This window comes from Cohnella ginsengisoli (assembly GCF_029525555.1).
GTDB lineage: Bacteria > Bacillota > Bacilli > Paenibacillales > Paenibacillaceae > Cohnella > Cohnella ginsengisoli.
The window spans coordinates 756,193-779,506 of the sequence record NZ_JAPDHZ010000002.1 but is presented as its reverse complement, the minus strand read 5'-3'; the positions used below and the strand labels follow the sequence as shown (position 1 = coordinate 779,506).

At 52.4% G+C, this 23,314-nt stretch carries 21 protein-coding genes and 3 pseudogenes; 17 read left to right on the top strand and 7 right to left on the bottom strand.

The features are described from left to right. Positions 1–43: 43 nt before the first annotated feature. The gene (locus OMP38_RS03905; protein ID WP_277563966.1) at positions 44–535 is read left to right on the top strand and encodes a hypothetical protein; all 492 of its coding nucleotides are present in this window, start codon (positions 44–46) and stop codon (positions 533–535) included. Between the two features lie 102 nt (positions 536–637). Further along, positions 638–967, top strand: a complete 330-nt coding sequence (locus tag OMP38_RS03900) for a response regulator (protein WP_277563965.1) — start codon at positions 638–640, stop codon at positions 965–967. Here the strand turns inward: OMP38_RS03900 and OMP38_RS03895 are convergent. Next, entirely contained in the window at positions 948–1,130 is a 183-nt protein-coding gene (locus tag OMP38_RS03895) for a hypothetical protein (protein WP_277563964.1), read from the bottom strand. The genes OMP38_RS03900 and OMP38_RS03895 overlap by 20 nt on opposite strands. A gap of 27 nt (positions 1,131–1,157) precedes the next feature. On the opposite strand from OMP38_RS03895, the gene OMP38_RS03890 reads away from it, so the two are divergent. Beyond that, entirely contained in the window at positions 1,158–2,324 is a 1,167-nt protein-coding gene (locus tag OMP38_RS03890) for a helix-turn-helix transcriptional regulator (protein WP_277563963.1), read from the top strand. Positions 2,325–2,327: 3 nt separating this feature from the next. On the opposite strand, the gene OMP38_RS03885 is transcribed toward OMP38_RS03890, so the two are convergent. Together OMP38_RS03885 and OMP38_RS03880 are read right to left on the bottom strand one after the other, a co-directional pair. After that, on the bottom strand, positions 2,328–3,200 hold the full coding sequence (locus OMP38_RS03885; protein WP_277563962.1) for a sugar phosphate isomerase/epimerase family protein: 873 nt from the start codon (positions 3,198–3,200) through the stop codon (positions 2,328–2,330). Positions 3,201–3,224: 24 nt separating this feature from the next. Continuing rightward, positions 3,225–4,283, bottom strand: a pseudogene (locus OMP38_RS03880) (Gfo/Idh/MocA family protein). Between the two features lie 305 nt (positions 4,284–4,588). Here OMP38_RS03880 and OMP38_RS03875 point away from each other — a divergent pair. The 13 genes and pseudogenes from OMP38_RS03875 to OMP38_RS03815 form a co-directional block, all read left to right on the top strand. After that, a complete protein-coding gene (locus tag OMP38_RS03875; RefSeq protein ID WP_277563961.1) occupies positions 4,589–5,827 on the top strand; it encodes an extracellular solute-binding protein in 1,239 nt (412 codons plus the stop codon). Continuing rightward, entirely contained in the window at positions 5,754–6,284 is a 531-nt protein-coding gene (locus tag OMP38_RS03870; RefSeq protein WP_277563960.1) for a type 2 periplasmic-binding domain-containing protein, read from the top strand. Before OMP38_RS03875 ends, OMP38_RS03870 begins: the two co-directional genes overlap by 74 nt. Before the next feature lie 108 nt (positions 6,285–6,392). Next, a complete protein-coding gene (locus tag OMP38_RS03865) occupies positions 6,393–7,250 on the top strand; it encodes an ABC transporter permease (protein ID WP_277563959.1) in 858 nt (285 codons plus the stop codon). Between the two features lie 22 nt (positions 7,251–7,272). Next, a pseudogene (locus tag OMP38_RS03860) lies at positions 7,273–8,158 on the top strand (carbohydrate ABC transporter permease). A 49-nt stretch (positions 8,159–8,207) separates the two neighbouring features. Beyond that, a complete protein-coding gene (locus OMP38_RS03855; protein WP_277563958.1) occupies positions 8,208–9,983 on the top strand; it encodes a hypothetical protein in 1,776 nt (591 codons plus the stop codon). Between the two features lie 324 nt (positions 9,984–10,307). Then, positions 10,308–11,102, top strand: a complete 795-nt coding sequence (locus OMP38_RS03850) for a phosphotriesterase family protein (protein WP_277563957.1) — start codon at positions 10,308–10,310, stop codon at positions 11,100–11,102. Further along, on the top strand, positions 11,095–11,355 hold the full coding sequence (locus OMP38_RS03845; protein ID WP_420869585.1) for a phosphotriesterase family protein: 261 nt from the start codon (positions 11,095–11,097) through the stop codon (positions 11,353–11,355). The genes OMP38_RS03850 and OMP38_RS03845 overlap by 8 nt, the downstream gene beginning before the upstream one ends. A 51-nt stretch (positions 11,356–11,406) precedes the next feature. Continuing rightward, the gene (locus OMP38_RS03840; protein WP_277563956.1) at positions 11,407–12,192 is read left to right on the top strand and encodes an amidohydrolase family protein; all 786 of its coding nucleotides are present in this window, start codon (positions 11,407–11,409) and stop codon (positions 12,190–12,192) included. Then, on the top strand, positions 12,189–13,046 hold the full coding sequence (locus OMP38_RS03835) for an amidohydrolase family protein (RefSeq protein ID WP_277563955.1): 858 nt from the start codon (positions 12,189–12,191) through the stop codon (positions 13,044–13,046). The genes OMP38_RS03840 and OMP38_RS03835 overlap by 4 nt, the downstream gene beginning before the upstream one ends. A 6-nt stretch (positions 13,047–13,052) precedes the next feature. Beyond that, positions 13,053–14,579 carry a hypothetical protein gene (locus tag OMP38_RS36595; protein WP_277563954.1) on the top strand — a complete coding sequence of 509 codons (1,527 nt, stop codon included), beginning with the start codon at positions 13,053–13,055 and terminating at the stop codon, positions 14,577–14,579. Then, complete coding sequence (locus OMP38_RS03825) at positions 14,576–15,793, top strand: M24 family metallopeptidase (RefSeq protein ID WP_277563953.1); 1,218 nt, start codon at positions 14,576–14,578, stop codon at positions 15,791–15,793. The genes OMP38_RS36595 and OMP38_RS03825 overlap by 4 nt, the downstream gene beginning before the upstream one ends. Then, entirely contained in the window at positions 15,790–16,167 is a 378-nt protein-coding gene (locus tag OMP38_RS03820; protein WP_277563952.1) for a sensory rhodopsin transducer, read from the top strand. The genes OMP38_RS03825 and OMP38_RS03820 overlap by 4 nt, the downstream gene beginning before the upstream one ends. A 259-nt stretch (positions 16,168–16,426) precedes the next feature. After that, positions 16,427–16,636 (top strand): annotated as a pseudogene (locus tag OMP38_RS03815) (small, acid-soluble spore protein, alpha/beta type); the annotation flags it as partial. Positions 16,637–16,715: 79 nt separating this feature from the next. Here OMP38_RS03815 and OMP38_RS03810 read toward each other — a convergent pair. The 4 genes from OMP38_RS03810 to OMP38_RS03795 all read right to left on the bottom strand — a co-directional run bounded on the left by OMP38_RS03810 (position 16,716) and on the right by OMP38_RS03795 (position 21,329). Further along, positions 16,716–18,146, bottom strand: a complete 1,431-nt coding sequence (locus tag OMP38_RS03810) for an extracellular solute-binding protein (RefSeq protein WP_277563951.1) — start codon at positions 18,144–18,146, stop codon at positions 16,716–16,718. A 177-nt stretch (positions 18,147–18,323) separates the two neighbouring features. Next, entirely contained in the window at positions 18,324–18,890 is a 567-nt protein-coding gene (locus tag OMP38_RS03805) for a helix-turn-helix transcriptional regulator (protein ID WP_277563950.1), read from the bottom strand. After that, positions 18,832–19,764, bottom strand: a complete 933-nt coding sequence (locus OMP38_RS03800) for a response regulator (protein ID WP_277563949.1) — start codon at positions 19,762–19,764, stop codon at positions 18,832–18,834. The genes OMP38_RS03805 and OMP38_RS03800 overlap by 59 nt, the downstream gene beginning before the upstream one ends. A 236-nt stretch (positions 19,765–20,000) precedes the next feature. Next, the gene (locus OMP38_RS03795; protein WP_277563948.1) at positions 20,001–21,329 is read right to left on the bottom strand and encodes a sensor histidine kinase; all 1,329 of its coding nucleotides are present in this window, start codon (positions 21,327–21,329) and stop codon (positions 20,001–20,003) included. Between the two features lie 497 nt (positions 21,330–21,826). On the opposite strand from OMP38_RS03795, the gene OMP38_RS03790 reads away from it, so the two are divergent. Then, a complete protein-coding gene (locus OMP38_RS03790) occupies positions 21,827–23,233 on the top strand; it encodes an ABC transporter substrate-binding protein (protein WP_277563947.1) in 1,407 nt (468 codons plus the stop codon). Positions 23,234–23,314 lie beyond the last annotated feature (81 nt).

Below are 23,314 nucleotides of genomic sequence, written 5' to 3'. Positions count from 1 at the left end.
GAAAATGGACGGGGGTAAACTTCTTCCGGCAGCGCAGGGCGGCTTGCCTGTCGACGGAGGCGACCACGTCGGTTCTTACAGCGCTTACAATCAGACAACTTCTAAGCTCTTTATTATGATTTTTAACCGAAGCAACAATACGGCGGCAACGACGAGCGAGCCTGTCACGATTACCGTCAACAACGTGGATACGGTTAATTCGTGCATCTGCTCCCGCAAGTGGCAAATAGACGATCAGCACGCGAACTTCTGGCCGACATGGAAGGCGGATAGGGTCAGCCAAGGCATTACGTCGAGCGCCTATCTTCCTCAGATGACGACGGACACCTGGCTGATCCCGACGGACATGACGAACGCAACGTCCATTGCCTATTGGAACAGCCGTAAGTCGGTCTATAGCGCGCTCTCCAAGCTGACGCCGGCTTCAGCATCGGCCGACGTCACCGTCGGAGCGGGCAGCCTTACCGTGACGACGACAGTTCCCGCACAAGGCGTCGTGCTTTACGAGATTTGCGGCGTGGAAGTCGCTCAGTAGTGAATTCGGCATTGAAAGACATAAGGGGTTAACGAACTATGCATGGGATTCCCATGCATAGTTCATCTATATGGCTATCTTTCAAAAAGCGAGGAGAACGGCATGTACCGATTGTTGATCGTGGATGACGAACCGATTATCGTGAACGGACTCATCGATTATTTCTCCCAGTCCGATCAATGGCCGCTAGAGGTTTACGGCGTTTCTTCCGCGGAGGAAGCGCTGCAATTGCTTTTGCAGAATCGGATGGATATCGTCATTACGGATATCGGCATGCCGGAGATGAATGGCCTGGAATTGCAGAAAAGAATCGTCGCCCAATGGCCTCGCTGCAAAATTATCTTTTTTGACCGGGTACAATCAGTTCGAATTCATTCAAGAGGCGATGCGTTACAAAGGTGTCGATTACGTATTAAAAGCGGAAGGCGATGATGCTATCGTCAAAGCCGTCGAGCGGGCAATCGAGAGCATTGGCGAGGAAATGAAGCGAGACGAGCTGCTTCGGCAGGCGAACAAGCAATTGCGGCTGGCGCTTCCTTCGCTTCAGAAAGAGCTCCTGCGCAACCTTCTCCTTGCCGATAAGCTCGTCTCCCATCGGCTCTCCGAACAATTTCAGGAGCTGATGATTCCGCTGGACGCCGATCGACGAGTATTGCTGGTCATGGCAAGGGTTGATGATTACAAGCCGTCTTATAGCCTCTATGACCGCGGACTTCTGGCGTATGCGATTCAGAATGTCGTTCAAGAATATTTGCAGGGCTCCGTCGTTATGGCTTCCGTGGAAATGGAACCTTCCAGAATGCTGTGGTTCATTCAACCGGAGCAACTGGGGACAACGGCATGGGACAATTGCGTAAGCTTCGTCCGGGGTAGCCTGGAATCCGTTCAACAAACTTGCAAGGAGCTGTTGGAGACTTCGATCTCCTTCGTCGTCAGAGACGGCCCGGTTCCCTGGACAAGGATAGGTACAGTATACGAAGAATACAAGCGGATGCTTTCACAGGGACTTGGCATGGGAGCCGAGTTATTGTTGACGAATCGCGGAGTCGAGCAAGATCAGGCCCCGGCAGAATACAATGCAAGCCAATTGAATAGCAAGCTGGAGCTGATTAAGCTTCAGCTTGAAAGAGGCCATAAAGAAGCATTCGAGGCCATCTTCAGCGTCATGATGAACGAAGGAAAACAGCACGCGGACAGTCCGGGCATCCAGCAGGAAATTTACTATTCGCTCGCTACGATATTCCTGTCCTATCTAAACCAGCACTTCCAGGGAGAACCGTTGCAGCAGGTGGACCTGTTCAAGCTGACCAGAATGGAGGAGCATGCTTCGTGGGGAGCGGCCGCTGAATATTTCGAAGGACTGGCTGCGACGATTTTCTCGCACACGCATGTCGGTATGGAACGGGAAGAGCATGCGGTCGTCAACAAAATTCATCAGTACGTTCATGAACACCTGGATAAGGACGTTTCGTTAGTATGTATAGGCGACGCGATCGGCCACAACTCCAAATATTTATCCCGTTTGTATAAAAAAATAACAGGCGAGGACCTTTCCCAATATATTGCCCGAATCAAGCTTGCAAGGGCGCAAGCGCTGCTCAAAGAAACGCATATGAAAATATATGAAGTGTCCGCGGCGATCGGCTTTTTTGTCCGAGCCCTATTTCTACCGTTTTTTCCGCAAGGCAACGGGCTTTACTCCGCAAGAATACCGGGATCTGCATGGCAAAGCATAAAGAACAAGAACCGGGGCTGGTCAAGCCCACGGTTCTTGTTTTTCCCTTACTGATCCTTATCGATAGTGCTTGATGAATTCGACCGCGCTTCGGATGTCGGCTTCAGGATTGTCTCCGACTTCGCGCTCAATGGTCAAGTAGCCCTGATAGTTAATCTCTTGCAGCGCTTGAAAATACGAATCGAAATTCACGTTGCCTTTGCCCGGCGCGACTTCCGCGAATGCTTTGCCCGAAGTGATCGCTTCGACCATTTTTCCTTGATCCTGCGGCTCGTAACCAAGCAACCCGTATGCGACCCGAGGGTCGACATCTTGATAGCGGATACCGTCCTTCACATGGGTGTGAACGATATAGTCTCGCAGCAATCGCACGCCTACTGTTGGATCGTCGCCGGTAACCATCACCATGTTCGCCGGATCGAAGTTGACCGCTATTCCTTTCGTCCGAAGCGAATCCAAAAACGATTTGAGATGTTGCGCCGTTTCCGGCCCCGTCTCAATGGCAAAATAAGCGCCAAGCGCTGCCGCGCCGCTGCCCAGCTTTTCGCATGCCTGATGCATGGTCTCGTAGATCCGATTCGTCTCGTCCGGTATAACGCCGATATGCGTAGTCACGACATGGCAGCCTAGATCAACCGCCAAATCTATAATTCGTTTTGATTGTTCGATTTTCGCTTCGTTGGCAGTATGATCTTGAAAGCCGTGTCCGCCCAAATCTCCGCACAAAGCGGATACCTCCAGATTTAGGGACTGAATGAAAGCTTTCAGCTCCTTGCGCTTAGGACGGCTAATTTGGGATGGCTCCAATTCCCCGGAGACGGCATAGATTTGCACGCCTTCGACGCCGGCTTGCGAGGCTTTCAACAAGCCGTCTCGAAGCGGCAAGCGGAAGCAATCGACGACAACGCCGATTTTATTCGTCAATTTCAAGCTAGTCTCATCTCTCTTTCGCGGCTATTCATTAAAATAGACTTCTTTGCCTTGTTCCGCCGATTCATAAATACCGCATAATATTTTCATCATTTCAAGACCGTCCTCTACCGGACTCAGATTTGCCAGGCGTCCGAAGCAAGACTCTACGAAATGGTCAATCTCGCTATTGAATGCCTGGGCAACATTAAAGGCGGGAAACTGAACCTGCGGCGCTACGTTCAAGATGGTGTCATGCTTCTCCATCACGAGAATCACTTCCGGTTCGATTTCGGCCCCGCCTTTGTCGCCGTATATCCGGACTGCGATTTCCTCCTCTTTTTTTGGCATGTAGGGTGAAGCTTACATCTACAAGAAGAGAAGCCCCGTTTTCGAAGCGAATGACGGCATTCGCCAAATCTTCTACCGTCTGAGAGGCTTGATCATAATCCGAAGATTGATAGGATGACAAATATTTGACGTTGGAACGATTGCCAAGCTTTTGATAGGTGTTGCCGCTTACGGATTTCACCTTCGGACGCCCCATCAAGTACCAGCACAAATCGATGATATGCACACCCAAATCGATCAGCGGCCCTCCTCCCGAACGTTCCTTGTCGGCGAACCATCCGCCGGGATTTCCGGCCCTGCGCAAGCAGGAAGCTTTCGCGAAGTAGATTTCGCCGAGTTCCTTTTGATCGACGAATTGCTTTATCATTTGCGTATTCGTGCTGTATCGCCTTACATATCCGATCTGAAGGACCTTTCCGGTTCTGTGAACGGCGTCTACCACGCTTTCGGCTTCGGCGACCGTTTTGCACAGTGGTTTTTCTACAAGGACGTGCTTGCCGGCTTCAAGGGCAGCAATGCAAATTTCAGCGTGCATGTTGTTCCACGTGCAGATGCTGACCGCATCGATCTCGGGATCCTCAAGCAGTTTCCTGTATTCTGTGAACACTTTTTCGCGCCGTATTTATCGGCCTTCTGCCGCGCCCTTTGCTCGTCGCGGTCGCAAACCGCAATCAAAGCGACATGGTCATTTTGCGCGTAGCCATTAAAGTGGACTTCGGAAATGGAGCCTACGCCGATGATCCCCACGTTCATGATATTCCCATTCCTCATGCGGACTCTCCTCGTCATTTCATAATGTTTTTTACATCAACCGTCCTTACTGAACGTATCCTAGCACACGATATTCGGGTAATTCCATATTCTCAAACAATTGGTAGACATAAGATAGCGTGAGTGGAAAGAGGAGAGGGAGGACACGAATACAGCCCGATGGGTGATAGACAGAAGATAGTCAAAGTGGAAAACGGAAAGTAGTTGCGCAAATCCCCACTTTATATAATTGAAACTGCAAGCGGAGTAGCCGATTCGACAACCAACTCGCCAAAGGGGACATGGAAATGGCAAGAAAAATGCTAGTTACGGCAGCGTGTATGGCACTCATCGTATCGCTTTTGCTTTCGGCATGCTCTAAAAATGAAACGGCCGACAAACCTAGCGATACGCAATCGGCAACGAAAGGAGCGACGCCTACAAGCTCGAGTACGGGTTCCGGCGAAGAAGCAGCGGCGGGGGATCCGCTCGGCAAGTACGATCCGCCGATTACAATGTCCACAGTGAAGTTGATCGATGCCGGCTTGAAATTTCCAAAGGACCAAACTTATGAAGATAACGTATGGACGCGGGCGATTGCCAGCGACTTGGGCATTCACATCAAAACCGAATGGGTCGCAGACGGCTCGCAATACGACAATAAATTAAATATGTCGATTGCATCGGGATCGTTGCCGGACTTCATGAGAGTAACGAAAGAACAGTTGAAACAGCTGATCGATTCCAACAGCCTGGAAGATTTGCGGGGAGCGTACGACAAGTATGCTTCGGAGGATACGAAAAAACAGTATGACGTCGGGGACGGAATTGCCTTGAAGTCGGCCATGGTCGGCGACAAGCTGTACGCGATTCCCAATACGGCATCAAGCCTTGCCGGAGCGGGAATGCCGCTCGTCTGGATTCGTACCGATTGGTTGAAAAACCTGAATTTGCCCGCACCGAAGTCGATGCAAGATTTGTTTGAAGTTGCCAGAGCGTTTGCAAAAAACGATCCGGACCAAAATGGCAAACAGGATACGCAAGGTCTCGTTTTCATTAACTCCTCCGTGTCGGGACATGGCATCTTTAACGGATTTCATGCATACCCGTCCACCTGGATTCAAGATGGCTCCGGCAAGGTCGTGTACGGAGGCGTTCAACCGGAAGTAAAGGAAGCCCTTCGCCAACTCCAACAGCTCTACAAGGATGGAGCCATCGATCAGGAGTTCGCCGTGAAGGACTGGGGAAAAGTGAACGATATGACGACTGCCGGAGAAGCGGGGATCATATTCGGCGCGCACTGGTTTGGACAGCTGGTACACAATCTTAAAGTCAAAGATCCGAAGTCCGAATGGGAGCCGTTCCTTATCCCTTCTGACGACGATCAGCCGACCAAGATTGCGCTTGATTCGCCGGTGATCGAATATTACGTCGTCAAAAAAGGGGAACAAAAATCCGGAAGCGCTCGTAAAAATGTTCAATTTTTACTACGACCTGACCGTAGGCAAACAAGCGACACCGGACAACTATCATCGCTTCATGTATGACAAAGACGACGGCTCCATTCAGTACGCTGCTCTGGCACCGATCCACACGAACGATGCGACCGACATCGCGTTCAAAGAGATGGTAGAAGCCTTCGATACGAAGGATCCGTCTAAAGCCAAGGCGATGGATGCACAGACGATTTATAACAATGCCACTGAGGCGTTAAACGGTAAAAACAGCTTATACGGTTGGTCGCTTTATTATCCGGCATGGAAGCTGCTTTGGAAAGTGAACGATGAAAAGTTGTATGTCAACAACGCCTTCTATGGCGCGCCGACGCCAACGATGTCCGACAAGTTCGCTACATTAAACAAGCTTCAGCTTGAAACCTACACAAAAATTATTATGGGTGCCGCATCGATAGACGAGTTCGATAAGTTCGTAGAGAACTGGAACAAGCTTGGCGGAGAACAAATTACGAATGAAGTGAACGCCTGGAAACAATCCATCGAATAAAGCTTCCCGCGACCACCTTGTCCGTGGACCGGTTATCGATCCGGTCCGCGGATACGAAAGGATTCGATAGCGATTAATAAATGGAAAACGGAGTCGTCTCTTCATCTGATGATGGTGCCTGCTCTCCTTCTGTTGCTCACCTTCTGTTATGTGCCGATGTTCGGGATTATCATCGCCTTTCAGAAATTTTATCCCGGACTCGGGATCGTTCATTCGAAGTTCGTCGGTTGGGACAATTTCAAATATATGAGCGAAATCCCGTTCATCGCGCAGGTCGTGTGGAATACGATCATCATCGCCTTCATGAAGATGGCCGTCGGCATCGCGCTTCCTATTGCCGTCTCTATTCTATTGAATGAAATCCGGATGAAGCTCGTACGCACGGGCATTCAGACGCTGATTTATTTGCCGCACTTTCTGTCCTGGGTCATCTTGTCCGGCATCCTGATCGATCTTCTGTCGACGAAAGGGATGATCAATCAGTTTATCCACGCTGTTTTCGGGAGTAAGCCGATTTTTTTTCTGGGCGATAACCATTGGTTCCGTTTCGTGCTTGTTTTGTCCGATGCCTGGAAAGAAGTGGGATTCAGCACGATCGTCTATATGGCCGCCATTACAGGCATAAATCCGTCGCTATACGAATCGGCCATGCTGGACGGGGCGAATCGTTGGAAGCAGGCGATTCATATTACGATTCCAGGCATGCTGCCTATCATCGTTCTGTTGGCGACATTAAACTTGGGCAATGTTTTGAATGCGGGCTTCGATCAAGTTTTCAACTTGTATAATCCAGCCGTGTACGAGACCGGCGACATCGTCGACACGGCGATATACCGAATGGGATTGGTAGAAATGCAATACGGGCTTTCAACGGCTGTCGGGTTGTTCAAATCGGTCATTTCCTTGCTCCTGATTTCGACTTCTTATTTATTGGCGTACCGATTGGCCAATTATCGTATTTTCTGATTATGGAGATAGGAGTTTGCTTATGCATTATCGATTGAACGTACTTGAACGGAGCGCTTCACTGCTCATCTATTGTGTCTTGATTGCGCTTGCCCTGCTCTGTATTGCGCCGATTATTCACATTTTGGCCGTGTCCTTCAGTTCGGCAGGAGCAGCGGAAGCGGGGGGAGGTAACGTTCTGGCCGGTCGATTTTACTTTGCAATCGTATGACTATGTGTTCAATAAACCCCAGTTCCTGACTTCGGTTACGATCACCGTCCAGAGAGTGTTGTTGGGCGTGACGTTAAATATGTTGCTTACGATATTGGCGGCCTATCCGTTATCCAAGGAAAGAAGCTCGTTCCGTTTTCGTACTTTGTATGCCTGGATTTTCGTGTTTACCATTCTGTTCTATGGCGGGCTCATCCCTTGGTATATGACAATCCGGGCTACTGGGTTGCTTGACTCCGTATGGGCGCTCGTTCTGCCGGGCGCTGTCCCGGTTTTCAACATTGTGATTCTGCTGAATTTTTTTCGCGGCCTTCCCCGGGAGCTGGAAGAATCGGCGTTCGTGGACGGAGCACGTCACTGGACCGTATTGCTGAAAATATTCGTTCCGTTATCCATGCCGGCGCTGGCCACCCTTACGTTATTTTGTGTCGTCACGCATTGGAATTCCTGGTTCGACGGCCTCATTCTGATGAATCATCCGGAGCGCTATCCGTTATCGAGCTATTTGCAAACCGTAGTCATCGGCAAAGATCTGAATCAATTATCTCCTCAGGATGTACTGCGGCTTTCCGAAATTTCTGACAGAACATCGAAGTCCGCGCAAATTTTCGTCGGTATTTTGCCCGTACTGCTGTTGTACCCCTTCTTGCAAAAATATTTTGTCAAAGGCATCGTGCTGGGCAGCGTGAAAGGCTAGATAAATATCGCATTCTCGGCGATGCGAAGAGAAAGGACCGGATAGGAGCATGGAAAAACAGGTGAAATTGTTCAACAGAAATGAAGAGCGCATGGAAAGCTGGCTGTGGATCGAGTTGATCGGGTTCGATCAGACGGCTGCGGATTTTAATGTGGATGCGTTGCTGCATGAGATGAGTTATAAACCGGACGGCATGGGCCTCTTTCTGTATACGACCGATTTTATCAACCAGCACAACGGTTTGGAACGGGAAGAGCTGCTGCAGCCCGAGTCATGCTCGTACGCCGCTCACCCCTACAATGTGGACAGGAAAAGACAAGCGTGGTCCAACTGGCAATTGAGACAGCTGGTGGCGGAGCTGCATAAAAGACAGATCAAAGTGTATGTAAGCGTTATGGGTTACTCCCGGCTATTCTCGGATACTTCCCCGTTTCAGGAGGGCGAGCTGCTCAAAGAAAGCCCGGAAATTCGCTTCGTTTCCCGAGATGGCCAAAATCTGCACATTACGAATGTGCTTAAGCGGTTTAAAGACGGCACTTATTATGAGGATTTCTTTACCCGCAAGCTGATCGGCGTGTTGCAGGATTACGATTTTGACGGTATTCAAGTCGCGGACGGCTTGAGCAGCCCGGTGCGGCATTTGGAAAATGGCGATTATTCCGACGACATGGTCGAGCAGTTCGTGGCCGAGACGAAGGTGGAACTGCCGAGCGAATGGCTTCGCGGCTGCGACGATCATCCGGAAGCTTTCGAGCAACGGGGACGATGGATTTGGAGAAACAAGCGTAAAGAATGGGTGATGTTTCATGTGCAGCGCTGGAATGGTTTCTACAAGAAGCTGACTTCGGCCGTACATGGCATCGGCAGAGAAATATTATTCAATAACGCCTTAACGATGGAACCGGTAGAAGCATTGTATCGATATGGTTTGGATTATCGTGCGGCGGTCGAAGCGGGAGCCGATGGTTATATCGTAGAAGAGGTGTCGGCCGCCCTGTCCATTACAAGCGATAACGGTACAATCTTCAACCCGGCAACGGAATTGGAAGAGAGAATGAAGGTCAGATATCATTGCTCGGCCGTTGCGATGAATTTGAAGGCATACAATCCCGACCTCAAATATCTCTATATGACGAATGTATGGGACACCACGGAGCAATTCGATATTGTTCACCATGCGCCTACGATGTTCCAGAGGTACATTTACACGAACCTGAACCTGTACTACCAAGGGATGAACGGGCTGGAGAGATGCTGCAACGGTCCCTGGTTTTGTTTGTCGGACGGGCTGAAGAGACAGGATTGGGATTTTATCCATCAGGCATGGGATACGGGATTTGCCGCCAACATTCGAACGATACTGGGCGCAACGGTCATCTGGTCGGATCAGAAGCTTTATCCAGAGCTGGACTATTACATGGGGACGAGAAGATGGACGAGCAATCGAATCATGGGCGAGCTGACGTATGCCGGGGCACAGCTTAACCATATTGCACGAATTGAAAGCTTGGATGTGATAAGCGGAGCAATTTTTGTACCCAATTTTCATTTATTGCCGCGCCAAGAGTTAGAGCAGATATTGGCTTACCGCGGGGGGAAGCGTGATCCTGTTCGGCCAGAGGATCGAAGATTTGCCTCAAGCCGATATGGAGGTCGTCGAAGAAAGCGACGACGGCAGCGTCGCATTGTTGGCGGTCTACGGAAGCGGCAAGCAAAAGGAGAGGCGTGCTTTCTACAAAGCGTCCGAGCTCCAAGGCGACAAGCTGGATCTGATGGAGCTGGAAAAGAGCGAGTGGCCGCATCGATTGGCAAGCGAAAATTATAGCGCGGAATTCGTGAAGTCGTGCGCCGATACCATTGTGGAAATCGCGAATTGTCCTCGAATCGATGGAGGAGCGCAGCATTGCACGATCATGTCCATGGAACGGGACGACGGCAAGTTGCTGGTGTGGATAGGGAACGACAGCTTCTGGTACGCCTCGCCGGTCATCGATACGGGAAGAAAAATAAAAAGCGTCCGTATGCTGACGAAGTACTACGGTTACGAAGTCACTTGCGACGATACGCGGTTCTACGGATACGTTCCCCCCCAGAGGAATGGATTTAGCGGAAGTGGAATTCGAGTGATGCATGTACAGGAGGGCTTAAGTTGTCCGTCTTTACAGTAACAGGCAGGATGGAGACAAACCAGTTGGGCTGGGTGCTGCCGCACGAGCACGCGTTTATCGATCTGCGGAGATTCGTCTCCCCGCCGCAGTCTATTAGCGAGAAGAAACTGGCATCCGAGAAGGTGAATTTGACTAATTTCGGGGTGCTCCAGCGCAATCCGTACGCGATTTTGGACAATGCGGTCATCGACGAGGAAGACGTCGTAAAGGCTGAACTGACCGCGTTCAAGCGGGCGGGAGGAGGCGCGTTCGTCGATCTGACGCTGCGAGATATCGGCCGCGACCCGGCGCTGCTGGCGGGCGTGTCGCGCGAAGTTGGCATTCCGATCATCGCAGGGTGCGGGTATTACATTCACGCCTCCCATCCAAAGGATATGGACGACAAGACTGTGGATGATATCGCCGGGGAAATTCACCGCGACGTGTCGTACGGCATGGACGGGACGAACATTCGAGCCGGCGTAATCGGGGAGATCGGGACGAGCGCGGTTATCCATCCGAACGAGAAAAAAACGCTGATCGCGGCGGCGATGGTGCAGCAGCAGACCGGGCTCGGGCTGCATGTTCATACGGATCTGTGGGCGCGGCAGGGATTGGCGGTCATCGATCTCTTGACGGAGCACGGTGCCGCACCGGACAAAGTCTGCATTAACCATGTAGACGTCGACATCGTGCCGGATTACCTGAAGGCGTTGCTGGACCGGGGGGGCTTATATCGAGTTCGACAACTTCGGCAAGGAGTTCTATTCCGACCGGCGGCACAAAAGCGTGCTTAGAGGGCTGTTCGCGCGGGACATTGAGCGGGTGCGAACGATTCGGGAGCTAATCGGCTGCGGTTATCTTCGCCAGATCCTCGTATCCAACGATGTCTGCCTGAAAATGGGCCTGCATCGCTACGGAGGTTGGGGCTATGATCATATGCTGACGAACATCGTGCCGATGATGGAGGACGAAGGGATAACGTCGGAACAAATTCGGGAGCTGATGTGCGGCAATCCGGCGCGGTTCCTGGACAATGATCTGGCATAGGGTGCGACCGGAAAGACCGGCGATACGAAAGACGGTTCGGGAGAGATGAACATGAAAATCATAGATTGCAGCTGCGCGATCGGCTACAAAGCGTTGAATTACGAAATTGTGAATCATGAGCATTTGCTTGTTCAAGAGAAGGTGAAGCAAGCTCGCGACGCGGAGGAACTGCTGGCCGAGATGGATTTCTGCGGCATTCATAGCGCGGTGGTCAGCCATAACGCGATGGCAGACGTCGATCCGGACTACGGGAATCGGCTTGTAATAGAAGAAACGGCGAAGGCGCCGGATCGGCTTTTGCCGACCTGGACGGTATTACCGCCAATTACAGAGCACCAGTATGCGCCGGAGCGTCTGTTTCCGGCGATGAAGGAGAACGGCGTGAAGCTGCTGAGAGCGTACCCGGAACGCAACCGCTACATGCTGAACCGGGTGGCGATGGGTGAACTGCTGTCGGCCGTCTCCGAAGCGCGCATTCCGCTGTTCCTCTCCCCGAGCGAAGGTTGGGAACCCGTCTACGGCGTGCTGCAGGAGTTCCCGGATCTTACGGTCATTTTGTGCAATTACGGACTGTGGAGTCATGCCCGGCTTACTTTCCCGCTGCTGCGCAGCTACAAGAACTTCTATATCGAGACCGGAGATATGCAGACAGCGGGCGAGATTAAAGAGATTTGCGGCAAATTCGGCTCGGAGCGGCTGCTGTTCGGTTCCGAATTTCCGAGCAACGCGATCGGCGGGCCGCTCGCTTGCTTGCTCGGTTCGGGCATCAAGCAAGACGAACTGGAGAATATCGCATACAAAAATGCGGAAAGACTGCTGGGCGAGGTGAGCTTATGAGCAGAGTGCCGATGACCAATCCGTCGCTGCTGGCGCGCGAGTTCGCGGAAACCGGCAGGCTGTCGAGCCTGTCCTACATCGACATGCATACGCATATGGGACCGTTCTACGGAACGTACTTGCCGCAAGCCGATCTGGAGGCGATGATCGCGGCAATGGACCGGGAGAACATCGAATGGGTTATTTCCGCGCCGCACAGCGCTTTGTTCGATCCGATCGGACGCAATTCGGAAATTCGCGCGGCGATGGCGAAGTACCCCGACCGGATCAAAGGCTATTTTGTCGTGAATCCGCACTATATCGAAAGTCTGGAAGAGGAACTGGCAGAATACGACACGGTCGAGGGTTATGTCGGCTTCAAGGTGCTCCCGGACTATCATAAGTATCCGCTGACCGGAGAGAAATTCCGCAAAATGTACCAGTTCGCGAACGAGCGGGGGCTGCTGCTGCTATCCCACACCTGGGGCCATAGCTCGTACAATCCGCCGCAAATGATCGGAGAGCTGGCGCGTCAATATCCGAACATCAAATTTCTGATGGGACACTCCGCGCCAGGGGAGACGGACGTCGCGATCGAATTGGCGAAGGCGCTGCCCAATGTATATCTAGAGCTGTGCGACACGGGGCGGCTGAACGGCATGATCGGCAAAATGGTGCGCGAGGCCGGCTCGGAGAAGGTGCTGTTCGGGACCGATTTCCCCCTGGTACGACCCGAATTATATGCTGGGAAGCGTGCTGTTCTCCGGCATCGGCGACGACGACATCGTCAACATCATCCGGAACAACGCCGTGCGGCTCGTGTCCGGCATCAGGGGCGGGAGCAGAAGCATCATCGCATAGGAAAAGGAGCATAAATCATCATGCGTGAAATCATCGAATCGTTTGAAACCGCGAAAGGCAATGTGTTCGGCGACCTGCTGACGAAACGGGCGGATAATCGGCCGCTGAAGATCGGGCTGCTGACGCTCGGGTTTTTCGAATATTGGCGGATGTTCCCGGGCAGTCTGCACGCGAATGTCACATCGGATATGACAGAAGTATACGAAGCTCTTCAGGCGGCGCTGCCGGACGACATTGTCGTTTGGCCGGGGCTGGTCGATACGCTGGATGCAGCGGATGCTGCGGGCCGAAAGCTGGCGGAGAAAGCGGTCGACCTGATCGTCTATGTCGCCGGGACCTACTGCCCCGATTACATGGCGATTCAGGCGCTGGAGAACTTGCGCCATCTGCCGCTACTGATGTTTAACTCGCAGGGCAAGGGCGAGATCAACCTGAAGACCGATTATGAAAATATTTTGCGCAACAGCGCGTTGATCGCCAACCTGCAGCTCGCCGCGACTTTCCGCAAAATGGGCTGGTTCGGCGGATTGAAGGTGGTCGTGGGGGCGATCGGCGACGAGGATGCTTATGCGGAGATGGGGCGTTACGTGCGGGCTTACCGGGCGTATGTTCGTATGCGCAGCGTCAATATCGGCGTGATCGGTCATGTGTTCAGAGGCATGTACGATTTTGAGTACGACAAAACGATGATCAAGGGAACGCTCGGGCCGAACCTGATCTCCATTCAACTGCATCATCTGCTGGAGCGGTTTGAAGCCGCGTCCGAGCAGGAGGTAGCGGACGGCGTGACGCTGGCTCGCGAGAGCTTCAATATCGTCGGTTTGGAAGAGGACGATATTCGCAAAGCCTCGCGCTTATATGTCGCGCTGCGCGGCACGCTGGAACGGTTCCGGCTGGACGCGCTCACGCTGCTCGGGCAGCATTACGTGGAGCAGAAGACGGGAACGACGCCGTATTTGGCCAACACGCTGCTAAGCGAGGAAGGTCGTTATGTCGTCAACACCGAAGGCGACGTGCACGGCTTGATCATGATGACGCTGATGCGGGAGCTGGGCGGGCAGGTGCCGGCATTCGCCGAATGGGGCGAGTACGACGAGCGGCTGAACGCGCTGCTCATGGTACACCACGGCTATGCGAATCCGGCCTATGCTCGGGACCGGAGTACGGTGAAGGTGAATCGCTCCCCCGGAGCAATGGGGATTGCAGGGGGCCGGCTTTGGCTTCGAATATACGCTGAAACCGGGTATTGTGACGATCGGACATCTGATCATCGACGCCGAAGGGTACAAAATGCTGATCGTCCGGGGCGAAGCTTTGGACTTCGGGCACAACATCCCGTGCGAGGAGATTACCGCCGTCGTGAAATTTCCGGTGCCGATCAAAGCTTTTCTCGCGGCATTGATCAAAGAAGGCTTCGCACACCACTGTATTATCGCCTACGGAGATTTGACGGAGGAGCTGTCGCAAGTCGCCGACTTCATGGGGATTCGCAAAGTGACATATTTGTAGAGGACGAATGGAACCGAAGGGAGCGGGATGGAAAATGAAGCGGATACCGGCCGAGGAATTTCGGGCCAGAGCCGACAGGCTGAGAGCGTTGATGAGGGAGAAGGGGCTGCAGGCCTGCCTGATCTATGGGGATGAGTATCGAAAAGAAAACCTGCGTTACATGAGCAATTACTGGCCGCTGTTCGAGCGGGGCGCGGTGCTGGTGCCGTTGGTCGGCGAGCCGATCGTCATCGCCGCTCCGGAAGGGGAGCTGATGTGCCGCGAGATGACCGCTTGGCCCGACGTGCGACTGCTGCCCCAGTTCACCTGCGTGACGGTGCCGGATGAGATCGAGTACCCGCAGGCGAATTATACGAGCATGAAGGCGATTCTCACCGAGATTCACGCGGCCAATCCGCTGCATGCGATCGGCATTGCCGGCATTGACGCCATGTCCGCGCCGCTGCTGGCTTCGATCGAGGGCAGCGCGGACGGCGTGGAATGGATCGATGCAGGGGATTTGCTGTACCGGCTGCGGATGACGAAGACGGAGCATGAGATCGCCTGTCTGAAGGAGGCGGCGCGCATTGCGGACGAGGGGTACAAGGCGATGATCTTGAACGTCCGGCCGGGGATGACGGAGCTGGAGCTATCCGCGTACGCCTACATGGCCTGCACGAAGGCGGGGGCGGAGTTTGTCCCGTTCGTCGTCATGACGAGCGGCGAGCGGGTGAACACGATTATCGGCAGGCCGACCCGCAAAGTGATCCAGGACGGCGATATGATCATGACGGCGATCGCGGTGCAGTATGAAGGGTACGTCGCCACCGTCGGGTTCCCGTTCGTCGCGGGCCGGATGAGCGAGGAGCAGAAGGCGTTCATCTCGCTGCTCGTCGAGGCGGAGGATGTCGCGTTGTCGCGGCTTGCTCCCGGCAACGACATGGCCGTGCTTGTATCCGCCGTTAAATCCTATTTCGCCGACAAGGGCGTCACCGCCTACGATCTGTACCCGCCTCTTCATGGCTGCGGGCTCGCGGAAGCGGAGTCCCCGTATCCCGACGAGAACAGCCAGTCCCGGTTCGAAGTCGGCATGACGGTCAACACCGACATCAGCCTGTTCGGCCATCCGCACGGCTCTAACCGGGTGGAAGAGAGCCTCGTCGTGACCGAGAACGGCTACGAGTCGATGTCGCCGCTTGTCCGGCAGCTCAGCCGGACGTGGAAGGAACGCGGCGTCGTGGCGTTGGCTCCCGAGGACGGAGGTATGGCATGAGCGGACAAGGCGCGAAAAACTGGTATATCGTCGATGGATATTTGCCGTACAAGGGCAAGGCGGAAGAGGCGCTTTTCGAAGGGCACGAGGCAGTCATGATACTCAACTGCCAAAGCGAAGACGCCGTGGTGCGGATGGATATTTTCTACGAGGACCGCGAGCCGGATCGGGACATTCTCATCCCCGTCAAGGCGGAGCGAGTTCGCTGTATCCGTATGGACCGGGCGGATGATATCGGCGGCATCGTACTGGACAGGCAACTGCAATACTCTCTGCGGTTTCGCAGCGATAAGAACGTCATCATCCAGTATGGCAGAATGGATATCGCGCAGCCGAACTTGGCTTACATCGGCATGATGGGCTATTCGGAGTAATTGGTTTACAAATGTATCCGTTTCAAGTGATATAGCAACATCATCTTTGGATGTCGCGAAGCACTTTCGGGTACTTATTGATGAATTCCCGAGACGCCTTGTGGCACTAAGAAAATGGGGCTTGAACAGCCGAACCCTTGGTTTTATAGGCTTTGAGCGGGTTTTTGGTTCCTTGTAAGATGGTGTGGACGTATATCGTGGAACTCCACGGGCTTCATGCTCCCAACGCAATCCCAAACGTCACCAAGTGAGATTGCACATGGGTAATCGCAACTCAAATCAACTCGTGGTACAACAGGCCATAGCCGCGCTCGAAAGAATGAAGTACGAGGCTGCGCAAGAACTCGGCAACCAATTCTCCAAAGACGGCTACCATGGTGACATGTTGTCGAAGGATGCCGGCCGCATCGGAGGCAACATTACCCGCCTTCTGGTCCAAATCGCCGAGCAGCAGCTGTCCGGACAGTTCTATCAATTCGGATGCAAAAGGGATGGCAGGAAGAGCAAGGGAGATTCCCCTGCTCTTCCATTTTTGCAACTGTCCCCATTCAGTCGATGCCAGCCTCTTTCACTTTTTGATTGACTTCCTCGATCAACCGATCGAGTCCCTTCGCCCGATAGCCTTTCACAATTTCCTCCCATGCGTCTTCCACGGGTTGTTTGCTCAGCATCACCCGGATCATGTCATCGTTATCATAGATCGAAAACCCGTCTTTCGTTGGGGTGGACAAGTAGGTCAGCCGACTGTAGAAAGTTTGTTTGCGGGTCATTTTAATTGAATAGTCGAGCAGTTCTTGTTGAACCCGATGCCCTTCGGGGGAAAGGCCCGAATACGCCGGATCGAGCTTGAACATCCCGTCCCAGTCGAGCAGGATGCCCAGAGAAGACATTCCTTTGTATTTCTTGACCAAATCCTCCTCCGGATGAATTCGGGTGAGGAGCTCTCCGTTTTTTTCATAATCGACGCCCTGCAAGCCGAAGCGCCTCATTTCCAAAAATTCCGGCGTGTTCATATAGTCGAGCAACTGCATGATGCGATCCATCTTCTTGTCGTCCACTTTGGCGGAAATATAGCTTTCCGACCAGAAGGATTTGAACACGGCATGATATCGGTTGCCGTCCATCGATTTTAACGGTTTCAGCACTTTCACTTTGTCATAAAATCGGGTTTCGTCCGGGTGAAGCTTGAGCCATCGATCCTTATAAATGTTCGTATCAACAGCTTGAAGCATACCGGAGGTAATCAAGGCGGCGACTTTGCCCTGGGCGAATTTGTCGAACCCCATCTCGCCTTTCATAATCGGCAGGTCCGGGTCGATTAAGCCCGAGGTGTAGAAGTCACGCAGCATGGACAAGGAGGCCGCTGAATCTTTGGCAAAGACAGCAGGAATATATCTCCCGTCTTCCTTGATCCATTTGTAGTCGCTTCCGCTGCCATCGCTAGTCGCCGCAGGAGAACTGTACAGCCAGAACAACCCTCCGAGCAGCAAGTTGCTCACACTGGTCAGACCGGCGATGTTCTTCTTCTCGGGATCTTGAGCGACGATTGCCTTAAGCATGGCCTTGAATTCGTCCCACGTCTCGGGCTCTTTGTCGATGCCCGCTTTTCGGGCAAGATCCCACCGGTAGACGACGATTCTGTCGAGGATATTATAGTCGGTGCTGTCATAAGTCATGCGCGGAATCATATACAGCTTGCCGTCTGCTTTGAGCGATTCGATGTCCGGCAGCGATAGATACTTTTTCAGATGGGGATAGGCCGATAAATTCTCGGGCAGCGCTTTGACGACGCCTTGGGCGATCCAATTTTTATAATATCGCGAGTTCATGGCGTCGACCGCAAAAATATCCGGCAGTTGCCCCGAGGAGGCCCACATCTGAAACTGCTGCGCATAATCGACCCCCGTCATTGCAACGGGTTTGATTTTGATATTCAATTTGTCTTCCAATCGTTGAACTAAAGGGTCCGGCTCCGACAAGTTCTCGGCAAGTCCCCATAGCGCAACCGAGATCTCGATTCGATCCTGCCGAGGGGGGAGGAGCGTCAGCTTTCCCGCAGCTGGCGAGGATGAGCGTAATCAACAAATGAGCTGCCAAGGTGATTGAAAAGTGCTTTGTATTTTTCATTTTGCACCTCCGTGTTCGCTTGAGCACCATCAACCGAGCCCGGACCGGGCTTGATATTTATACTGCCTGGGAGTTTGGCTCGCATGCTTCTTGAATACCCGGATAAAGTAGAAATAATCCCGAAACCCGACGCTTTCCGCCACTTCCCGGACCGACAACTCTGTCGTAAGGAGCAGATGCTTTGCCTGTTTCAAGCGAACATTGGTCAAATATTCGGTAAAGGTCAGGTTCAATTCTCTTTTGAACAGTTGGCTTAAATAGTTTGCATTCAAGTAAAAGGCTTTGGAAATCACTTGGATGGAGATGTTGTCCCGATAATGGTCATGGATGTAGGACGTAATGGCCCTCAGGCTGGCATTTCGGATCCCATGCCCGCTGTGCGAATCGTTCGGATCATCAGGCATATCCGATAACGCTTTCAAGCTTTCGATCATTTCATCGAAGTTGGGAAACAGATGGAGTAGCTGTTCGTTACTGAACACATAATCTTCTTCTGCGCCAATACCAGGATGGGAAAAGGCATGGAAGTAGACGCTGTTATAGATTTTCAGCGCATCCCTGATCGTTAAACATTCCTTGCTTTCCTTCAGTCGCAAGACATCGAGGAGCTCCAGCACCAGCGCGGAATTTTTTTTGGCCGACGGCATCGGTCAACTGCTTAACCAATCGAGCCGCCATCGCTTCTCTTCCGGGATCGTTTCCTCGAAAATACCCTGCCCGCCCGTGAAGAAAGAAATCCCATGCTCTCACGGAAGCAAGCTCCAGGTTTTTCGTCATGCTCTTCATGTCTCGGGCTGTTGTGACAACGCCGACCCCCATCCAACAATCGGGGAAGCGGCTTGTCAGCAAACGCTCAAAGGCTTGAGGATGCGCAAACTGGACGAAAAATCCGTATTTATCGTTTCCAAGCTTGAACCCGACCCATCTATCGTTTTCCTCCAACTCCAGCGTTCCTTTCCCGAGCGCTACCAGCACATGAAATTCCCCGGCCGTCAAACCGGCTTCCGTCAGAATTTGATCAACGCGATGCTGGCTGTACTCCGTAACCCCCTCGTCCAGCAATTCCAGCAGGCTATTCTGACGCTTGAGCTTGTTTTCCTCCAGAATCGCGGCGGCGCTATGAAGCAAGACGTCGATCTCTTCGTCGTCAAACGGCTTCAAGCAGTAACCGAGTACGCCGTAATGCAAAGATTTTTTGACATACTCGAACTCCGCGTAGCCGCTGATGACGACAAACAAAATCTGTTCATCGGTTTCCTTCATTTTTTTCATCAACTCCAGGCCGGACATTCCGGGCATCCGAATGTCGGTAAAGACGATGTGGGGTTTAATCTCCGCCGCCAATTGCAGCGCTTGGTCGGCGTTATGGGCCTTTCCCGCTACTTGAAAGCCCGACTTTCTCCAATTCACCCCCGCTTCCAAGCTTTTCAGCACCAGAATTTCATCATCCACTAAAAGAACTCTGTACATCGGTGTCGCCTCCCGGGTGATTGTAATGTCCTGGCATCTTTATCGTGATGCAGGTTCCGATACCGGACTTGCTTTCGAAGGTTAAGCCGTATGCGGGGCCATAAGCCAGCTTCAGCCGATTATGCGTATTCGAAATTCCGATGCCTTCGTAACCGTCGGCCTCATCGCCGCTTCCTTGGCCGTGCAAGTCTACCGCACCCGACAATCTTTGCTGAATATAGGATAGCCGCGCTTCGTCAACGCCGATTCCGTCGTCCGCAATCCGTATAATCAGCACGCGATGCTCGTCCACTTCCCCCGGACAAGACCAGATTTCCTTTAGACGTCTTGGGCTCCAGTCCGTGAAAGATGGAGTTCTCGACGAGCGGTTGAAGGATCATTTTCATAACGGTTGTCTTTAAAGCCTCTTCGGTAAATTCGTAGGCGACTTCGAATCGCCCATCGAATCGGATCAACTGCAGAAACAAATAGGATTTTACAGCTTTCAACTCCTGCTCCAGCGTGACTACGCCTGGTCCTTTAATGCTGTAATGAAACAGCTTGCCAAGCGCCTTGGCAATATCGGCAACTTGTGGAACGCCTTTGTCCAAGGCGATTCCCTTGATGGATTCCAGCGTGTTATACAAGAAATGAGGGTTGATCTGGCTTCTCAAATAGGCGGACGCCGCTTTCTCCTTTTCGATTTCCGCTTCCAGCAGATGGGTTGTCGTTTCCACCAGCTTGGAGGTCAGACTGTCGATTTCGCTCAGCATCGAGTTGAATCTGTCGGCGACAACCGTCATTTCAACGTTTCCCTCTAATCGAAGCTTTGTTTTTAAATCCTTCAAATTGCCCGCTTTGATCGTATTGATAAATTTCACCAGTAGTTGGATCGGGTGAAGAATATTGTTGACGATCACCGAGAAGGGCAATGCCAGGAAGAGCAGCGCCATGATCAAGATCAGGATCGTTCTGGTGCGAACGGAAGAAAGCGCTGACAAAAGCGGGCCGTCGGGGACAAAACTGACCATTCGGGCTTGAATTTGATCCGAAGGGTGAACCTGAACCGTTCCTTTCGTTTTTCCGATCGTTTCTTTGAACGGCATTTGGCCCTCGGTACGGTTATCCGACTTTTGCAGAAGCGTCCTCACATCCGAGGAACGGTTGTCCGGAAAGACGGCTCCGAACCGATCGACCAGATAGAATACGACTCCGGCCGGGGTCTTGGACGCTTCCTTGTCGAAGAACATGGCATTTACGTTCACGATTACGGCGATTTCGCCGATCTGGGTGCCGTTCGTTCCGTCCGTCAGATTGTTCGAATAGATTTTTTGCGCGAAAACAAGGCAGTCAATTTTTATCTGATTATAGTAATATTTTTTCAACCCGCTGACATACATCCCATTGCTTTGAATAATGTCTTCTCTCAAGTTTTGAACGTAGTCAATGCCCCCGTTTAGACTGTATTTGGAGCCGCTTGAGCCGAGAATGACGATGTCTTCGATTCCTGTCCTGCCGGCTTTAAGGGAAATCATTTTCCGATCCACCTCTTTGGACATCTCGTAGGCGACCGTCGGATCGTTCAACACCATATACTTCTGGATCGCGGGATCGAACCCCAAGTTCAACATGATTTGACCGATCTCATCATAGCCTCGGGAGATTCCGTTCTGAAACTTGCGGACCGTTTCTTCCGCATACAGTTTGCTATCGTCGACAACGATCCGGGAAGTTTGGATATACATGGACGTGATAATCGACAACATGATCAGGAAGAAGCAACACACGGCGATCAAAATTTGCGTCTTGATCCGCATTTTTTTTGAGAAATTTCATTGCAACCCCCCGAGACGACGAGATAACGGTTTGACAAGTTCTATTATACATAAAAACTTTTTCTGCACTGGGGGTGAAGCTCCAAAAGCTAATTCCGTTCCATTTTTGCCTAACTCGGGCACATACTTTTCCGCGGACATTTTCCCTAAAATGAACTCAATGTCAACAGAAGCCGGGGAAGAGGAACGTCCCCGAAGCTTAAAAAAAGGGGCTGTTGGCAACCAATCGAGGGGGGATTAGATTCAAGATGCGGAAAACAAAAGCAATTACGGTTCTGCTGATTCTGTGTTTGGCGGCATTTGTCGTTCTTTCCGGATGCGGCGGCAACAAAAACGAGGCGAGCTCTCCGGAGCAGGCATCCGGAAACGCGTCCGAGAACGCCTCCGAAACACCGTCGGCCCAAGCTTCTCCGGAGGCTTCCAAGCTGGGGGGGAAAGTCGTTTTCTGGTCCATGTGGAGCAATACGGAACCCCAATCCAAAGTGATTACGGAAGCGATCTCCGAATTTAAAGCCGCGAATCCCGGCGTCGACGTGGAAGTCAAGTTCAACGGCCGGGAACTGTTCAAGCTGATCAAGCCGGCTCTGGAGAGCGGAGAGACGGTGGATGTTTTCGAGTACGATCCCGCAGGCGCGCTCGCCAATCTGAAGGACCACGTGCTCAAGCTGGACGACTTGCTTGAACAGCCGGCCATCGGTTCGGACGGAAAGTCCGTTAAAGATTCCCTGCTGCCGGCCTTGATGAATAATGTGAAATCGCTTTCCAAGACGGCAGGCCTGGAGGAGGGCTATTATGCCTTGCCGCAACAGCCTTACGCCGTACTGTTTTTCTACAACAAAGCGCTGTTTCAGAAAGCCGGCATTACGTCCGTACCGAAAAGCTGGGAGGAATTTCTGGCAGCATGCGAAGCGCTCAAGAAAGCCGGCGTTGAGCCGATTACATTCGACGATGCTTATCGGGATCAATTCATCGGCGGCTATTTGAGCAGCGCCATGGGGAGCGACTGGGTGAAAGCGCTCGTCACGGATAAAACCGGCGCGATGTGGAAGGATCCCATGGTTCTTCAATTTGCCAAAGACATGCAAGCGCTTCATGAAAAGGGGTACTTCTCCAAAACCATCGGTGGCAATAAATATCCTGCCGGTCAGCAGGACGTAGCGCTGGGGAAATCCGCGATGTACTTTAACGGTACCTGGCTGCCCAATGAAGTATCCGCAACGGCCGGGCCGGATTTTCAATGGGGCTCCTTCCAGTTCCCGATTATTCCGAACGGCAATGACAAGGGCGGACAGCAAGGGCTCAGCTTCGGCGCGCAGGGGATTCTGTTGAACAAAAACAGCAAAAACATTCCCGCGGCTTTCGAATTGATGAAATATTTGGTCGGCAAGAAAGCCCAGGAGGGTATGGCGGTTCAGGCCTTGGCGATTCCGGCTACCGTCGACACGCCATGGCCGAGTTCCTTGGCCGAAGCGGCTGTCGCATTCGATAAGGCCACAGTGAACATGCCGTGGGGCTTCTCGATCAACAGCGGCGCCGATTTCTCCTCCGGAAGCGTCATCCCGGTATTCATGGAGTTGGTCACAGGAAAGATCAATGCGGAACAATACGTTGCCAAGATGGAGTCGGAGGCCAAAAAGTTCTACGGAGGCAAGTAATCCGTAGCGATGGATGGAGAGGCGCTGAGTGCGGCAGTTCTTCCGAACGCTGCACCCGGCTTCTTCTTCCAATAGGATCGC

What these genes read in the sequence shown, in the direction of transcription:
- OMP38_RS03835 (WP_277563955.1), top strand. Translation starts at nt 12,189, where the DNA reads ATGAGCAGAGTGCCGATGACCAATCCGTCGCTGCTGGCGCGCGAGTTC.
- OMP38_RS03890 (WP_277563963.1), top strand. Translation starts at nt 1,158, where the DNA reads ATGATTCCGCTGGACGCCGATCGACGAGTATTGCTGGTCATGGCAAGG.
- OMP38_RS03820 (WP_277563952.1), top strand. Translation starts at nt 15,790, where the DNA reads ATGAGCGGACAAGGCGCGAAAAACTGGTATATCGTCGATGGATATTTG.
- OMP38_RS03790 (WP_277563947.1), top strand. Translation starts at nt 21,827, where the DNA reads ATGCGGAAAACAAAAGCAATTACGGTTCTGCTGATTCTGTGTTTGGCG.
- OMP38_RS03870 (WP_277563960.1), top strand. Translation starts at nt 5,754, where the DNA reads ATGTTCAATTTTTACTACGACCTGACCGTAGGCAAACAAGCGACACCG.
- OMP38_RS03895 (WP_277563964.1), bottom strand. Translation starts at nt 1,130, where the DNA reads ATGGGAGACGAGCTTATCGGCAAGGAGAAGGTTGCGCAGGAGCTCTTT.
- OMP38_RS03840 (WP_277563956.1), top strand. Translation starts at nt 11,407, where the DNA reads ATGAAAATCATAGATTGCAGCTGCGCGATCGGCTACAAAGCGTTGAAT.
- OMP38_RS03825 (WP_277563953.1), top strand. Translation starts at nt 14,576, where the DNA reads ATGAAGCGGATACCGGCCGAGGAATTTCGGGCCAGAGCCGACAGGCTG.
- OMP38_RS03800 (WP_277563949.1), bottom strand. Translation starts at nt 19,764, where the DNA reads ATGTACAGAGTTCTTTTAGTGGATGATGAAATTCTGGTGCTGAAAAGC.
- OMP38_RS36595 (WP_277563954.1), top strand. Translation starts at nt 13,053, where the DNA reads ATGCGTGAAATCATCGAATCGTTTGAAACCGCGAAAGGCAATGTGTTC.
- OMP38_RS03865 (WP_277563959.1), top strand. Translation starts at nt 6,393, where the DNA reads ATGATGGTGCCTGCTCTCCTTCTGTTGCTCACCTTCTGTTATGTGCCG.
- OMP38_RS03875 (WP_277563961.1), top strand. Translation starts at nt 4,589, where the DNA reads ATGGCAAGAAAAATGCTAGTTACGGCAGCGTGTATGGCACTCATCGTA.
- OMP38_RS03855 (WP_277563958.1), top strand. Translation starts at nt 8,208, where the DNA reads ATGGAAAAACAGGTGAAATTGTTCAACAGAAATGAAGAGCGCATGGAA.
- OMP38_RS03900 (WP_277563965.1), top strand. Translation starts at nt 638, where the DNA reads ATGTACCGATTGTTGATCGTGGATGACGAACCGATTATCGTGAACGGA.